The sequence below is a fragment of the Streptomyces sp. Ag109_G2-15 genome (genome assembly GCF_900215565.1).
GTDB classification, from domain to species: domain Bacteria; phylum Actinomycetota; class Actinomycetes; order Streptomycetales; family Streptomycetaceae; genus Streptomyces; species Streptomyces diastatochromogenes.
The window spans coordinates 1,419,630-1,434,024 of sequence record NZ_OCNI01000002.1; the positions used below are offsets into that span (position 1 = coordinate 1,419,630).

The 14,395-nt window shown below is 69.7% G+C and carries 13 protein-coding genes and 2 pseudogenes; 10 read left to right on the forward strand and 5 right to left on the reverse strand.

Annotation, left to right across the window (positions count from 1 at the left end):
* Window positions 1–44 precede the first annotated feature (44 nt).
* The 10 genes and pseudogenes from CRP49_RS42740 to CRP49_RS42785 all read left to right on the forward strand — a co-directional run.
* Window positions 45–953: a carbohydrate ABC transporter permease gene (locus CRP49_RS42740; protein ID WP_231976292.1), complete on the forward strand. Its 909-nt coding sequence runs from the start codon at window positions 45–47 to the stop codon at window positions 951–953.
* A gap of 8 nt (window positions 954–961) precedes the next feature.
* The gene (locus tag CRP49_RS42745; RefSeq protein WP_097258725.1) at window positions 962–2,998 is read left to right on the forward strand and encodes a hypothetical protein; all 2,037 of its coding nucleotides are present in this window, start codon (window positions 962–964) and stop codon (window positions 2,996–2,998) included.
* Complete coding sequence (locus tag CRP49_RS42750) at window positions 2,995–3,342, forward strand: L-rhamnose mutarotase (protein WP_030944749.1); 348 nt, start codon at window positions 2,995–2,997, stop codon at window positions 3,340–3,342. The genes CRP49_RS42745 and CRP49_RS42750 overlap by 4 nt, the downstream gene beginning before the upstream one ends.
* A gap of 58 nt (window positions 3,343–3,400) precedes the next feature.
* A complete protein-coding gene (locus tag CRP49_RS42755; RefSeq protein ID WP_097258726.1) occupies window positions 3,401–4,306 on the forward strand; it encodes an amidohydrolase in 906 nt (301 codons plus the stop codon).
* 159 nt (window positions 4,307–4,465) lie between these two features.
* The gene (locus CRP49_RS42760) at window positions 4,466–5,509 is read left to right on the forward strand and encodes a zinc-binding dehydrogenase (RefSeq protein ID WP_097258727.1); all 1,044 of its coding nucleotides are present in this window, start codon (window positions 4,466–4,468) and stop codon (window positions 5,507–5,509) included.
* Window positions 5,506–6,267: an SDR family NAD(P)-dependent oxidoreductase gene (locus CRP49_RS42765; RefSeq protein WP_097258728.1), complete on the forward strand. Its 762-nt coding sequence runs from the start codon at window positions 5,506–5,508 to the stop codon at window positions 6,265–6,267. Before CRP49_RS42760 ends, CRP49_RS42765 begins: the two co-directional genes overlap by 4 nt.
* The gene (eda, locus tag CRP49_RS42770) at window positions 6,264–6,896 is read left to right on the forward strand and encodes a bifunctional 4-hydroxy-2-oxoglutarate aldolase/2-dehydro-3-deoxy-phosphogluconate aldolase (RefSeq protein ID WP_097258729.1); all 633 of its coding nucleotides are present in this window, start codon (window positions 6,264–6,266) and stop codon (window positions 6,894–6,896) included. Before CRP49_RS42765 ends, eda begins: the two co-directional genes overlap by 4 nt.
* Window positions 6,893–7,987 (forward strand): sugar kinase, encoded by a 1,095-nt coding sequence (locus CRP49_RS42775; RefSeq protein WP_079658459.1) that lies wholly within the window; start codon window positions 6,893–6,895, stop codon window positions 7,985–7,987. Before eda ends, CRP49_RS42775 begins: the two co-directional genes overlap by 4 nt.
* A gap of 61 nt (window positions 7,988–8,048) precedes the next feature.
* On the forward strand, window positions 8,049–9,047 hold the full coding sequence (locus CRP49_RS42780; protein WP_097258730.1) for an aldo/keto reductase: 999 nt from the start codon (window positions 8,049–8,051) through the stop codon (window positions 9,045–9,047).
* Window positions 9,017–9,549 (forward strand): annotated as a pseudogene (locus CRP49_RS42785) (IS5 family transposase); the annotation flags it as partial. The gene CRP49_RS42780 and the pseudogene CRP49_RS42785, both read left to right, overlap by 31 nt.
* Here CRP49_RS42785 and CRP49_RS42790 read toward each other — a convergent pair.
* The 5 genes and pseudogenes from CRP49_RS42790 to CRP49_RS42810 all read right to left on the reverse strand — a co-directional run.
* Window positions 9,530–9,676: a DUF4177 domain-containing protein gene (locus CRP49_RS42790; RefSeq protein ID WP_107487142.1), complete on the reverse strand. Its 147-nt coding sequence runs from the start codon at window positions 9,674–9,676 to the stop codon at window positions 9,530–9,532. The pseudogene CRP49_RS42785 and the gene CRP49_RS42790 overlap by 20 nt on opposite strands.
* A gap of 155 nt (window positions 9,677–9,831) precedes the next feature.
* The gene (locus CRP49_RS42795) at window positions 9,832–12,051 is read right to left on the reverse strand and encodes an alpha-L-fucosidase (RefSeq protein WP_097258731.1); all 2,220 of its coding nucleotides are present in this window, start codon (window positions 12,049–12,051) and stop codon (window positions 9,832–9,834) included.
* Between the two features lie 904 nt (window positions 12,052–12,955).
* Window positions 12,956–13,162: a hypothetical protein gene (locus CRP49_RS42800; protein WP_257033828.1), complete on the reverse strand. Its 207-nt coding sequence runs from the start codon at window positions 13,160–13,162 to the stop codon at window positions 12,956–12,958.
* Between the two features lie 31 nt (window positions 13,163–13,193).
* Window positions 13,194–14,020 (reverse strand): IS5 family transposase gene (locus CRP49_RS42805; RefSeq protein ID WP_101375162.1). Its coding sequence is split into 2 segments (ribosomal slippage): window positions 13,194–13,660 and window positions 13,660–14,020, totalling 828 coding nucleotides; the frame shifts between segments, so codons are not numbered across the junction.
* A 73-nt stretch (window positions 14,021–14,093) separates the two neighbouring features.
* A pseudogene (locus tag CRP49_RS42810) lies at window positions 14,094–14,279 on the reverse strand (MFS transporter); the annotation flags it as partial.
* Window positions 14,280–14,395: the final 116 nt, after the last annotated feature.

Below are 14,395 nucleotides of genomic sequence, written 5' to 3' on the forward strand. Positions count from 1 at the left end.
CTCCCCTTGCCACCGCCCCACGCACGGAACGGGACACGAACGCCATGAGCCGAACCCGGCACGGGGAACCGCGGCGGCGCCGCCGGTCCCCGCAGCACGTGGCCTCCCGGCTGCTGGCGGGCTCCGTGCTCACCGTCTTCGTGGTGTTCTTCGTCCTGCCGGTGCTGTGGCTGCTGCTCGCGGCGACCAAGACCGACCAGCAACTCGTCCACGACAACCCCCTGACCTTCGGCTCCTGGCACGCCTTCAAGGCCAACTGGCACGCGCTCACCGCCTTCCAGGACAACGCCATCCTGCTGTGGCTGCGCAACTCCGCCGTCTACGCCGCGATCTCACTGGTCATCACGCTCTGCCTGGCCATTCCCGCGGGGTACGCGCTGGCGATGACCGAGTTCCGCGGCCGACGCACGCTGCTGATCGCGACCCTGGTCGTGATGCTGATGCCGAACGCCACCCTGGTGGTGCCGCTGTTCCTGGAGCTCAACGCGGTGCACCTGATCGGCACGATGTGGTCGATCATCCTGCCCTACTCGTTCTACCCGTTCGGCGTGTACCTCACCTACATCTACTTCACGACCGCCGTCCCCAAGGACCTCCTGGCCGCGGCACGCATGGACGGCTGCTCCGAGTTCGGCGTCTTCCGGCACATCGCGCTGCCGCTGGCCACGCCCGTCATCGCGCTGGTCGGCTTCTTCAGCTTCGTCGCCAACTGGACCAACTACTTCCTGCCCTACGTCATGCTCCCCGACAGCGACCAGATGCCCATCCAGGTGGGCGTCGGCAGTCTTCTCAGCAACGTGCCGTCGTTCAACCCGACCGTCGGCACCCTCGCCATCCAACGCCCGCAACTGGCACTGGCCACGCTGGTCGCCATCACACCGGTACTCGTCGTGTTCCTGTTCGCCCAGCGCTTCCTGGTCAGCGGAATGCTCGCCGGCGCCACCAAGGAGTAACAGCTCTCATGCCATACAGCCCTGACTCCCACCTCTCCGGCGACCCCGGCGACCCCGGCGACGACATCCCGGCCGCCGACCGGTCCACCCCCGCTTCCGACGTCCAGGCCGCAGTGCCGCTGCTCGAACCCCCCGGCTGGGCCGTGGCCCAGCGCGCGCTGTTCGACCTTCTCGACCACGCCTGGCGCCGCTTCGCCCGCGACTTCACCGGCCCCGACGGGCGCCTCAACTACACCGGCCCGCTCACCACCCGCGACGGCGTGGACGACTTCTACGAAGTGTTCTTCAACTGGCCCCAGCTGTACCTCCTCGGCGGCGCCGACGACCTGCTCCCCGCCAGCGAGAAGCACTGGGAGGGCGTCACCAGGCAGCTGACCGAACTGGACATGCTGCGCGACGAGTTCGAACGCGGCTACGACTGGTTCCACCAGGGCGAGAGCCTGCTGCTGCTGTACTTCCTGTGCATGGCCGCACCCGACCGCTGGCGTGAGCGCGCCCTGCGTTTCGCCGAGTTGTACGTCGACCCGGCCAAGGGCAACTACGACCCCGAACACCGCATCATCGCCCGCCCGCACAACGGCAGCGACCCCGACCGCACCGGCCTCTTCGACGGCGACGTCTACCCCTGGCTGCCGAAGGAGGCGGAGACCTACGGCTTCCCCCTCGAGTGGATCCCCGAGGCGGCGAACGGCCCCTTCCCCCTGTCGGCGGACCCGCGCCTCGGCGACCAGATGCGGGACCGGATGGGCGTCGGCGACACCGCGGTCAACCTCGCCGCGGCCGGGCTGGTCCTCAACGCCTGGATCCTGTCCGGCGAGGAGCGCTACCGCGACTGGATCGTCGAGTACGTGGGCGCCTGGCGCGAGCGCACCCGCGAACAGGGCGGCCTGATCCCGGACAACGTGGGCCCGGACGGCGAGGTCGGCACCATGCTGGAAGGGCGCTGGTACGGCGGCCACTACGGCTGGTCGTGGCCCCACGGCTGGCACAGCCTCGGTCACGCGGCCTGCGTGGCGGCGCTCGCGGCGGCCACGGTCACCGGCGACGACGACTACCTCTCCATGGTTGCCACCTCGCTCGACACCCTCATAGGCCACGCCAAGGTCATGCCCCACACGGAGGCCGACTCCAGCCTGCCCTCCAAGTGGGCGGTGGAACTCGGTCCGGACCGTCACACGCCCACACCGCACCTGCCGTTCCGCCACAACGACTCCGGCTGGTTCGATTACAACCCGGCCACGCCCCCCGTGCCGGTGGCCCTGTGGCACCACACCTCCTCCGAGGCCGACCGGGCCCGGCTGGCGGGACTGCGCGAAGCGGACGGCATCGACTGGCGCACGGTGCGGCCGTTCCGGTCCAAGGAGGACTCCGGGCACGAGAAGGCGTGGTTCGCCTTCCTCTCCGGCGACGACCCCGACTACCCCGAGCGCATCCTCGCCATGGCACAGGCCCAGGTCCGCCACCGGCTGCGGCGCATCGACCGCTATCGCGACCTGGACGTGCCCGAGGCCGACATCCATGTGTGGCAGCTGTGCAACCCGGTGGTCACCGAGGCCCTGGTGCAACTCACCTGGGGCGGCCCGCAGGTGCTGTACCAGGGCGGTCTCCAGCAGGCCCGACTGCGCTACCACGACGCCGACGCCCGCCGGGCCGGCCTGCCCGCCGACGTCGCCGCCCTGGTCACCTCCATCGACCCCGAGGCGACCACCGTCGAGCTGGTCAACCTGGCCCCCGAAACCGACCGCACGGTGATCGTCCAGGCGGGCGCGTTCGCCGAACACACCATCACCAGCGTCCGGTACACCACCTGCCAGGACGACGGCTGGATCGGCGACATGTACGACTACGGGCACACCGAGCCAGTTGTCTCCGAGGCCGAGGTCCCGTGCGACGGCCCGTACCTGACGGTCCGTCTGCCCGCCTCCACCCGCATCCGGCTCACCCTGCGGCTCGGGCTGCGCACCCGTACTCCCAGTTACCGGACCCCGTTCGACACCGAGGCCGAGCAGGCCGACTCCACCGAGACGACAGGGGAACCGGCGTGAAGCGCATCGCCCAGACCATCAGGCTCCGTCCCGAACACCGCGAGGAGTACCTCCGGCTCCACTCCGCCGTGTGGCCCGGCGTAGAAGCCGCCCTGCTCCGGGCGAACATCCGCAACTACAGCATCTTCCTCCACGGTGACGTGCTCTTCGCCTACATGGAGTACATCGGCGACGACTTCGAGGTGGACATGGCCTCCATCGAGGCCGACCCCGAGACCCAGCGGTGGTGGAAGCTCACCGATCCGTGCCAGGAGCCCTTCCCCGACCGGGGGGAGGGACGCCAGTGGACCGAGCTCCCCGAGATCTGGCATCTGAGCCCGCCCGACGGCGACGCCACCGTCTGATCCGGCCCGCACCGGCCAGAGCCGGCCCGCACCCGCCCGACCCGACTTGGACCACCCCATGAACGCACCCGTGCTCGTCGACGCCCACCACCACCTGTGGGACCTCGCCCACCGTCCGCAGCCCTGGCTCGACGACCCCGACGTGGCATCGATCCGCCGCACCTTCACCCCCGACGACCTGCGCACCACCGCCACCCACCCCATCGCGGGCCGACGGCTGCACAGCACAGTGGTCGTCCAGTGCATCGCGGAGATCGCCGAGACCGAGGACCTGCTCGCGCTCGCCGAGCGGGAGCCCCTGATCCAGGCCGTGGTCGGCTGGGCCGACCTGACGTCACCGGCCATCGGTGACGTACTCGACCAGCTGCAAGCCGGACCGGGCGGCGGATACCTGCGCTCCCTGCGGCACCTCGTCCAGAGCGAGACCGACCCCGACTGGCTCCAACACCCCGATGTGGAAAGCGGGTTGAGGGCGGCCCGGGAGCGCGGACTCCGCTACGACGTGCTCGTGCGCGACCACCAGCTCGGTCAGGCTATCCGGCTCGCGGAACGCTTCCCGGACCTGCCCCAGGTGCTCAACCACGCGGGCAAGCCGGACATCGCCCGTGGGGACATCGCCGAGTGGGAACGCCGGATGCGGCAGCTCGCCGGGCACCCGCAGGTGGTGTGCAAGGTCTCGGGGCTGATCACCGAGGCCGACCACACCCGCTGGACCACCGCCGACATCCGCCCGGTCTGGGAGGTGCTGCTCTCGGCCTTCGGCCCCGAGCGGCTGATGTTCGGCTCGGACTGGCCGGTCGCCAACCTGGCGGGTGGCTGGAACCGGTGGGCCGCCACCGTGGACGAACTGCTCACCGGCTGGAGCGAGAGCGATGTCGACGCGCTCCTCGCCGGCACCGCGACCGCGTTCTACGGCCTGGCCTCCGTTTTCACGAAGGGCGACGCGACCGCCCGGAGGGCCTGACCCGCTCCGGCTCCGCGACGAGACCCACTGCCGCGGAGCCACATCCCATGACACGGACTCACACGAACTCGCGCGAAACCAGCGCCGGACACATAGCCACGGACGCCGAGCCACTCGGCATCCGTAGGCACCGGTCCGCGCCGAAGGGACCCTGCCCCCATGACACTAGCCGCCCGATACCTCTGCGCCCGCACCCTGGACACGGCCCCCGCCCACAGCGCGCCGCCGGGACCCGGCGAGGTGGAACTGGCCCCCGCCTACGTCGGCATCTGCGGGACCGACCTGCACATCTTCCACGGCGACATGGACGCCCGGGTCAGCGCACCGGCCGTCCTGGGGCACGAGATGGCCGGGCGCGTGGTCCGCTGCGGGCCGGACGTGACGGACTGGCGGCCAGGCGACGCGGTCACCGTGATGCCGCTGCGCTGGGACGACACCTGCCCGGCCTGCCGCAACGGCCACCAGCACATCTGCCAGCACCTGGACTTCATCGGCATCGACTCTCCCGGCGCGATGCAGCAGCGCTGGACGGTACCCGCCGCCACCCTGATACGGCTGCCCGACTCCCTCCCGCTGGACCGGGCCGCGCTCGTCGAGCCCACTGCGGTCGCGGTGCACGACGTCGGCCGGGCCGGGGTGCGCGAGGGCGAGCGGGTCGTCGTGGTGGGCGGCGGCCCGGTCGGCGTCCTGATCGCGCTGGTGGCCCAGGCCGCGGGGGCGGACGTCCGGGTGGTGGAGCTCAGCGCCCACCGCCGGCTGCTCGCCGAGGAGTTGGGGCTGACCGTGTGGGATCCTGCCGCCGAGGACCTGGCCGAGCTGGTCCGGCGGTGGACCGGGGACGCGGGGGCGGACGTCGCCTTCGAGGTGTCCGGCGCGGCGGGCGGGGTGGACACCGCGGTCGACGTGCTCGGCGTGCGCGGCCGGCTGTGTCTGGTCGCGATCCACTCCCGCCCGCGCGAGGTGAACCTGCACCGCTTCTTCTGGCGCGAACTCACCCTCGTCGGAGCCCGGTTGTACGACCGCTCCGACTTCGAGAAGGCGGTGACACTGGTGGCCGACGGCACCATTCCCGCCGACCGGCTGATCAGCAAGGTCGTGCCGCTCACCCAGGCACCCGCCGCCTTCGAGGCGCTGGAGGGTGGCGGCGACGTGATGAAGATCCTCGTGGACTGCACCGACGACGCCCAGGGAGCCGCCGTATGACCGCCTTCGACCTCACCGGACGGCTCGCCGTCGTCACCGGAGCCCGGCGAGGCATCGGACGGGCCATGGCCCGCGCGCTCGCCGGGGCCGGCGCGGACGTCATCGGCGTCAGCGCCTCCCTGGAGGAGTCCGGCAGCGCGGTGGAAAAGGACGTCGTCGCCGCAGGCCGCACATTCGAGGCCATCCGCACCGACTTCGCGGACCCCGAGGCGGTACGGGCCCTGGGCGCGGACCTCGCCGGGCGCGAACGCCCGGTGGACGTCCTGGTCAACAACGCGGGCACGATCCGCCGCGCCCCGGCCGCCGAACACACCGACGCCGACTGGGAGTTGGTGCTCCAGGTCAACCTCAACGCGCAGTTCGCGCTGACCCGCGCGGTCGGCGCGGCGATGGTCGCCCGCGGCCAGGGGAAGGTCATCTTCACCGCATCGCTGCTCAGCTTCCAGGGCGGCATCACCGTGCCCGGCTACACCGCCGCCAAGCACGGCATCGCGGGCCTGACCAAAGCGCTGGCCAACGAGTGGGCCCCGCACGGTGTGAACGTCAACGCCATCGCCCCCGGCTACATCGCCACCGACAACACCCAGGCCCTCCAGGACGACCCGGTGCGCAGCAAGGCGATCCTGGACCGCATCCCGGCCGCGCGCTGGGGCAGCGCCGACGACCTCGCGGGCGCCACCGTGTTCCTGGCCTCCGACGCGGCCGCCTACGTCCACGGCGTAGTCCTGCCCGTCGACGGCGGATGGCTCGGCCGATGAGTGACGTAGACCTGGCCTGCGTGCTGGACGGCGCCCGTGTCATGCCGGTGCTGACTGTGCGCGACGCCGCCACGGCCGGCCCGTTGGCCGACGCGCTCGCCGCGGGCGGTGCCCGGTGCGCAGAGGTCACCTTCCGCACCCCCGACGCCGAACAGGTCCTCAGGACCATGGCCTCCCACGGGGGACTGGCCGTCGGCGCCGGCACGGTCCTCACGCCCGAGCAGGCCGAGCGGGCCGTGGCGGCCGGGGCCCGCTTCGTGGTTTCGCCCGGCTTCGACGAGGAGGTTGTCGCGAAGTGCGGTGAGCTGGGGGTCCCGGTCGTGCCGGGCATCGCCACCGCCACCGAGCTGATGTGCGCCCTGAAGGCCGGCCTCGACACCGTCAAGCTCTTCCCGGCCGAGCCGCTCGGCGGCGTCCCGATGCTGCGCGCGCTCGCAGCGCCCTTCCCCCAGGTACGGTTCGTGCCGACGGGCGGCATCGACGCCCGTCGTCTGCCCGCCTATCTCACCGACCCGGCGGTCCTCGCCGTCGGCGGCAGCTGGATGGGCACCGTTGCCCATCTGGAGCGGGGCGAGTACGGGGAGATCCGCCGGCTGACCGCCGAGGCCGTGCACGGGAGCGCGACGTGACCGACGTGGTGGCACTCGGTGAGGTGATGCTCCGCTTCGATCCGGGCGAGGGCAGGATCCGCACCGCCCGCACTCTCCAGGTCTGGGAGGGCGGCGGGGAGTACAACGTCGTGCGCGGACTGCGCCGCTGCTTCGGCCTGCGCACCGCCGTCGTCACCGCCCTCGCCGACAACGAGGTCGGCCGGCTGGTCGAGGACCTGATCCTGCAGGGCGGCGTCGACACGTCACTGATCCGCTGGGTGCCCGCGGACGGCATCGGCCGCGGGGTGCGCATCGGACTGAACTTCGTCGAGCGGGGCTTCGGCATCCGGGGCGCACTGGGCGTCAGCGACCGCGCGCACACGGCCGTCTCTCAGCTGCGCAAGGGGGACATCGACTGGGACGCCATCTTCTCGGCCGGAGTGCGGTGGTTCCACACCGGCGGCATCTTCGCCGGCCTGTCCGACACCACCGTGGACGTCGCCGACGAAGCCATGGCGTCCGCCCGCCGCCACGGCGTCACCGTCTCCTACGACCCCAACTACCGCCCCAGCCTCTGGGCCGGCCGCGGCGGCGCCGACCGGGCCCGCGAGGTCGACGTACAGCTCACCCGCCACGCCGATGTCGTCGTGGGCGCCTTGGGCCTGGCCGGGCCGTACCCGGGTGCGGTACGCATCGGGGCGGACGAGGTGCAAGACGCCCTCGTCGAAGTGGCCGGGCTCCTGCCTCAGGCCGAGGTCCTCGCTACAACGCTGCGTCACGTGCCCTCCGCCGGGGTCAACGACTGGTCCTCCGCCGCCTGGTCGGCCCGTACCGGATTCGTCCGTGGCCCGCAGATGTCCGGCTTGCACGTCCTCGACCGCATCGGCTCGGGTGACGGCTTCGCAGCCGGCCTGATCTACGGACTGCTGACCGCCTGCGGGGAAGAGGACGGACCGGCGGCCGCTGCCACACCCTTGGCGCACCTCGACGTCGCCGCGCTGAGCCGCGCCCTCGCCTACGGGACCGCGCACGGGGCCCTCACCATGACCACCCCCGGCGACGTGTCCATGGCCTCGCTCGCCGAGGTGGAGGCGCTGATGGCAGGCGGCTCGGCCGCCGTCAGAAGGTGACAGGCCCGTGGGCACTCACACCGTCCGCGTCATCCAAGGAGAACAGTTGACACACAGGAGCATGGGGCGCCGGAAGATCGGGAGCACCCCTGTCGAGCTCACCGAGCTCGGCTTCGGGGCCTCCGTCATCGGCAACCTCTACAAGGCCACCCCGGCGCAGGACGCGCAGGCCGCGATCGAGGCGGCGTGGGACGCGGGCATCCGCTACTTCGACACCGCACCGCACTACGGCCTCGGCCTCTCCGAGCGGCGCCTGGGCGCCGCACTGCGGGACCGGTCGCGTGACACCTACGTCATCTCCTCCAAGGTCGGCCGTCTGCTCGTCCCCAACGAGCACCCGCGTGGCACCGACGACGAGGGCTTCGTCGTACGCGATGACCTGCGCCGACAGTGGGACTTCAGCCGGGACGGGGTCCTGCGGTCCATCGAGGACACGCTGGAACGAACGGGACTGGAACGCCTGGACGTCGTCTACCTGCACGATCCCGACGCCCACTGGAGGCAGGCCGCCGAGAAGGCCATGCCGGCTCTGGCGGAACTGCGCGACCAGGGGGTGATCGGCGCGATCGGCGCCGGCATGAACCAGTCGGCCATGCTCGCCCGCTTCCTGCGCGAGACCGCTGCCGACGTGGTCATGCTGGCCGGTCGCTACACCCTCCTCGACCAGTCGGCACTGGACGACGTCCTTCCCGCCGCACGGGAACTCGGCAAGAGCGTGGTGGCCGTCGGCGTGTTCAACTCGGGACTGCTTTCCCGCGACCGGCCCGCCGAGGGCATGAAGTACGACTACCAAGAGGCTCCTTCGGCCCTGGTGACCCGCGCCAGGGCGATCGCCGAGGTCTGCGCGAAGCACGGTACGACATTGCCCGCGGCAGCGGTCGCGTTCCCGTACAGCCATCCCAGCGTCATCAACGTCACCCTCGGCATGCGCACCGCGCAGCAGGTCGCACGGAACGTGGAACTCCACCGTCAGCACATCCCCGAAGGTCTCTGGGACGATCTCCGCGACCGGGGGCTGATCAGGTCGGACGTGCCCCGGGCGAACGAGTCCGGGCGGTGATCGACGGCTCGCACGTCAGGGCGCTTAAAGGCGGCCCAAAACAGGACCGAGCCCGGTCGACCGTGCCCGAACAGGCTCCAAGCACGATCTGATCACCGACGGGCACGGCATCCCGCTGGCGGTATCGCTGGCCGGCGGAAACCGCAACGACGTCACCCAGCTCATCCCCCTGCTCCAGGCCGTCCCGCCCGTACGCGGCCTGCGCGAACGGCCCCGACAGCGACCGGTCGCGCTCTACGCCGACCGCGGCTACGACCACGACAAGTACCGCAAGCAGGCGCGGGCCCTGGGGGGCACCCCGGTCATCGCGCGGCGCGGAGTCGAGCACGGTTCCGGACTGGGCGTGCACCGCTGGGTGGTCGAGCAGAGTTTTGCACTGCTGCACTGGTTCCGCAGACTGCGCATCCGCTGGGAGATCCGCGACGACATCCACGAAGCCTTCCTCAGCCTGCCCTGCAGCATCATCTGCTGGCGCCGACTGGTCAACCTGTCACTTTGTTAGGAGTTCTCAGGCCCCAGCCGTCCTCGGCATGCTTGTTGAGAACCTTCTCCAGTTTGTCGCTGTCCAGTGCGTCACCGATCAGCGACTCCCTGAAACTGACGACCTCGTAGGTGTGGCCGTTGCTCATGCCTGCGTGCCCTCCGGTGTGTTGTTGCACTGCCCAGGGCCAGCCAATCATGCTCCGAGGCAGGTCACACCTGCGGGACGACCTTGCTCCCGGGACTTCCGACGCGCGTCGGCGGGGGCCGGAGCGGCTGCCCCGGCGCCCGCCCCTCTGCCTGCTCAGGCCTTGGTGAGGGTCCACTGCACGTTGGTGCTGCTGTTCCCGGACCACTGCTTGGTCACGGAGCCCGAGGGCACGTCGCCGCCGCCGTCGAGGACGAGGCCGGTGGCGCGGTTGACGATCCAGTACCTGTTGCCGCCCTGGTACTTGAGCTGCCACTGCTGGCTGTTGCCACCGGTCCAGGTCGCCTCCAGGGCGGGGGAGCCGTTCGTGGTGGCGCCCCCGCCGTCGGCGACCATGCTGTTGGCGCGGTTGACCAGCTTGTAGTAGCCGTTGCCGAGCTCGACGGCCTGCCACTGGAGGTTGGTGCTGCCGTTCCAGGTCCACTGCTTGAGGTTGGAGCCGCTGGGGACGTTCCCGCCGCTGTCCAGCACCAGCCCGTCGGTGACGTTGGTGATCCTGAACCATGCCGAGGGGTTGAGCTGCACCTTCATCGATACGACGGCGTCGTTGTTGCCGGTGACGCGCAGGTCGGCGTTGTCGGCGGTGAAGGTCCAGGCGGTGCCGGTGAAGTTGTCACCGGAGTAGCCGATGATCTGGTAGCCGGGAGCCGGCTTCAGCGAGGACAGGCTGCGGCTGGGCAGGCCGGCGAGCGACAACTGGTCGGCAGTGTAGGAGCCGAGCTGGAGCAGGGAGGAGCCGCCCGAGTAGTTGACGTCCTGGTAGACCACGGCCCCGGACAGCGGCTGCACGACGGGGATCTGGCCGGAGAAGGTCAGCTTCACGACGTAGGCCAGGGCGGAGAACGGCGCCGACGACGGCAGGGTCACGTGCAGCCCGGTCGAGTCCTGCGTCGGCGTGGGCAGGTCCGTGTAGGTGCCGGCGGTGGAGTTCAGCAGCTTCGCCGAGGTCAGGGAACTGACGTTGATCCGGGCCGAGTTGAGCGTCGATATGGTCAGTGTGCTTCCCGGCCAGCCGAGGACCGTGGCGTACAGGACGGTGTTGTTCTTGTTCCGGGTGAAGCGGATGTCCTGTGCCGTTCCGACCTGCGGGGCGGTGAAGGCGCCGCCGCCCATATGTGTGGGGCCTTCGCCGTACGTGGTCCAGGCCCGGGTCGAGTAGACCGACTCGCCGAAGCGGCGCAGGTAGTCGCCGATGCCGAGGAGGATGTCCTTCTGGGCCTGGGGGATGGTGCCGTCCGCCATCGGGGCGATGTTGAGCAGCATGTTGCCGTTCTTGCTGACCCGGTCGATCAGTGAGTGCAGCATCTGCTGGGTGCTGTAGTAGCCGATGCCGTTCGTGTAGCACCAGCTGGAGCTGGAGATGCTGTCGTCGGTGAGCCAGTAGGGGGCGGTGATGTCTCCGGGGCCGCCGCGCTCGTAGTCGAAGACCTCGCCGTGTCCGTTCAGGCCGTCCTTGTAGGTGGCGACGACTTCGCGGCCCCACGCCTGGGCCTGGTTGTAGTAGTACGACAGGAAGTTCAGGAGTTGCGTCTGGTCGACCTTGTTGAGGTCGAAGTCCTGCCAGATGATGTCGGGCTTGGCGAGGTTGATGACCTCTTTGAGCTTGTCGTACCACAGCTGGTTCTCGGCCGTGGTGCCCAACTGCCCGTACAGCTTCTGCAGGCTCGGGTCGGACTGCGCGGGCACGTGGTCGTAGTAGCCGTTGAAGTTGAACGCGTGGTGCATGGCCACCAGGAGCTTCAGCCCCTTGGCGCGGATGGAGTCGGTGAACAACTGGAGCAGGTTGAGCTGGGGGCCCTTGGCGGCCGAGTTCCACTCGTTGACCGAGCTGTTCCACATGGAGAATCCGTCGTGGTGTTCGGCGACGGGGCCGGCGAACCGGGCACCGGCGTCGACGAAGAGCTGCGCCCACTCGTCCGGGTCGAAGTTCCCGCCCGCGGACTTCAGTTTCGGGGCGAACTTGTTGAAGTTGCCGTTCAGGTCCTTCGCGCCGTTGATGAAGGTGTGGTATGGCCACGCCGACGGGTCACCGAACGTGGCGATGTGGTGCTGGTTGCACGCATCGCCGCTGATGTACATGCGGCGCGGATACCACTCGTTCCCGTAGGCCGGAACGCTGAACACACCCCAGTGGTAGTAGATGCCGAACTTGGCGTCCTTGAACCACTCGGGAGCCGCGGTGTGCTGGTCGACCGAGGCCCACGTGGGGGTGTACGTGGTCGCGGCCCGGGCGGTGCCGGCGGCGAGGACGTTGCCTGCGACCGCAGTCGCCGCGACACCCGTGGCACTCGCCAGGAACTGGCGTCTGTTGATCATGGTGGTACCTCCGTCAGAGCTGTGGTGGGAGACCAGGGCCGGTGGTCAGTGGCGGGCACTTCCGGTGGCGGGAGCACGACGTGCGCGACGCAACCCGGACCGGACACGGTCGGCAGGTGACTGACTCGGCGCCACGGCCTACGGGCGACGAAGTCCGCGGCGCAAGCGGGTGGATGGAGCGCGTCACCGGCTGCGAACGGCAACGGTCTGTGCGGACTCCAGGGATCTCGTGGCAGAGCAGGTTCCTGACGACATGTCCTCACTCCGTTCCCGTACGGCAGCACCGCCGCGTGACCGTTTCGGCTCCGGGACTTCTTGCAGACCCCTGAGCCGCGTGGTGCCGGATGTCACGCATGAAATTGCGGCACTCACCCTGCCCATGTCAACGGTCGTGCAGGGATGAAAGCAGCTCGCCAACTGAGCTTTTGTTCCTTTTTGTGCGAGATTCTGCTGATCTATCCCTCGATAGACATGGTATGTTTAACCGTCAGGCGTCAGTGGTCCCGGATCGGTTGCAGTGCCGGGAGGGCGCCGGTCCTCCGGTCAGCCCCGGCATGGCCCAACGCGACCCGGCAGTACGAGCGATGGACGGCGACGTGGGGGAGCGACGTACGCGCGGCTCACTGTGCTCGACCTCGTCGCGGCCGTGGGATCGTCTTGCGCCGGGCAGGACATCTGCTCTTTGGTGCGCCCTGACATTCAGACCGGCCCTTCGGGTCTGCCGAGTTGGCCGGCGTCGACGCGCGCCGGCGGGCCTGTTCGAGTCCGTCGGTTGCAGTCGAGGAAACTTCAGCAGTAGGCGCTGCTCGAGAGGGTCTACTGAGCAGCGCGGGAAGAGAACAGCGCTCGCCCGAGCAACTCCGCCACGCCGCACCATCAGCCCACGTAGCCCGAGGTGACTGGTCTATTGCGCCCAGCGTCCCATGGTCGGCGAGGTGCCGATCAGGCACTCGATGCCGGTCGGGAAGCCGACGAGGGCGTAGGCGGTCAGACGCAGATGGCCCTCAAGGCAGACCAGGTTGTCCTGCCTCTCGCCGACGAGGATGAGGGGCGGAAACCGCTCGCCGCTGATGAGCGCCCGGGCTGCGTCGACGAATGGTTCGTTGGGCACGTCGAACGCTCGCAGCCCTGCCTGAGAACTCCTAACAAAGTGACAGGTTGACCAGTCGGCGCCAGCAGATGATGCTGCAGGGCAGGCTGAGGAAGGCTTCGTGGATGTCGTCGCGGATCTCCCAGCGGATGCGCAGTCTGCGGAACCAGTGCAGCAGTGCAAAACTCTGCTCGACCACCCAGCGGTGCACGCCCAGTCCGGAACCGTGCTCGACTCCGCGCCGCGCGATGACCGGGGTGCCCCCCAGGGCCCGCGCCTGCTTGCGGTACTTGTCGTGGTCGTAGCCGCGGTCGGCGTAGAGCGCGACCGGTCGCTGTCGGGGCCGTTCGCGCAGGCCGCGTACGGGCGGGACGGCCTGGAGCAGGGGGATGAGCTGGGTGACGTCGTTGCGGTTTCCGCCGGCCAGCGATACCGCCAGCGGGATGCCGTGCCCGTCGGTGATCAGATCGTGCTTGGAGCCTGTTCGGGCACGGTCGACCGGGCTCGGTCCTGTTTTGGGCCGCCTTTAAGCGCCCTGACGTGCGAGCCGTCGATCACCGCCCTCGACCAGTTCAGCGCGCCGGCGGCGTTCAGCTCGGCCAGGAGTGACTCGTGCAGATGCTGCCAGACTCCCGCGTCGTTCCAGTCACGCAGACGCCGCCAGCAGGTCATGCCGGAGCCGAAGCCCAGCTCCTGAGGCAGGAACTCCCACGGAATGCCGGTGTACAGCACGAACAGGATGCCTGACAGCACCTTCCGGTCGTCCAGACGCTTACGGCCAGGGTGATCCGTTCGGCGCGGCACAACCGGCAGCAACGGCTCGATGCGCGCCCACAGCCCATCCGGCACGATCCACGGCGGCTGCTCACCCTTTCTCATACGCAGGCTAACAACCCATCAGACACCAACATTCCAAGGCGAGTTGTCGCATTCTGTTAGGAGTTCTTAAGGGCGTGGGGACCCCCAGCCGGTTGCCGTCGGAGATGCCCAGGTCTGCCTGGGCATAGGGCAGGGCGATGTTCACGATGGTTGCGTCGAGCACCACCATGAGCTGGGCGAGCGCGATGAAGACGAGCGCCCTCCAGCGGTTGGCTTCACCGCTCGGGGCGGCGGAGGCTTTGCGAGCTGTTTCGGACATGGGGGTACTCACCTCGGGACTTCGTGACGGAGAGCGAAGGAAGAAGGAGGGGCCCGGGCCTGGCGGCGGACCGGGGGGAGGATCCTGCCGCCGGGCCCGGGCGGCGCGCCGGTCCC

What these genes read in the sequence shown, in the direction of transcription:
- CRP49_RS42740 (WP_231976292.1), top strand. Translation starts at nt 45, where the DNA reads ATGAGCCGAACCCGGCACGGGGAACCGCGGCGGCGCCGCCGGTCCCCG.
- CRP49_RS42780 (WP_097258730.1), top strand. Translation starts at nt 8,049, where the DNA reads ATGGGGCGCCGGAAGATCGGGAGCACCCCTGTCGAGCTCACCGAGCTC.
- eda (WP_097258729.1), top strand. Translation starts at nt 6,264, where the DNA reads ATGAGTGACGTAGACCTGGCCTGCGTGCTGGACGGCGCCCGTGTCATG.
- CRP49_RS42745 (WP_097258725.1), top strand. Translation starts at nt 962, where the DNA reads ATGCCATACAGCCCTGACTCCCACCTCTCCGGCGACCCCGGCGACCCC.
- CRP49_RS42760 (WP_097258727.1), top strand. Translation starts at nt 4,466, where the DNA reads ATGACACTAGCCGCCCGATACCTCTGCGCCCGCACCCTGGACACGGCC.
- CRP49_RS42795 (WP_097258731.1), bottom strand. Translation starts at nt 12,051, where the DNA reads ATGATCAACAGACGCCAGTTCCTGGCGAGTGCCACGGGTGTCGCGGCG.
- CRP49_RS42755 (WP_097258726.1), top strand. Translation starts at nt 3,401, where the DNA reads ATGAACGCACCCGTGCTCGTCGACGCCCACCACCACCTGTGGGACCTC.
- CRP49_RS42790 (WP_107487142.1), bottom strand. Translation starts at nt 9,676, where the DNA reads ATGAGCAACGGCCACACCTACGAGGTCGTCAGTTTCAGGGAGTCGCTG.
- CRP49_RS42765 (WP_097258728.1), top strand. Translation starts at nt 5,506, where the DNA reads ATGACCGCCTTCGACCTCACCGGACGGCTCGCCGTCGTCACCGGAGCC.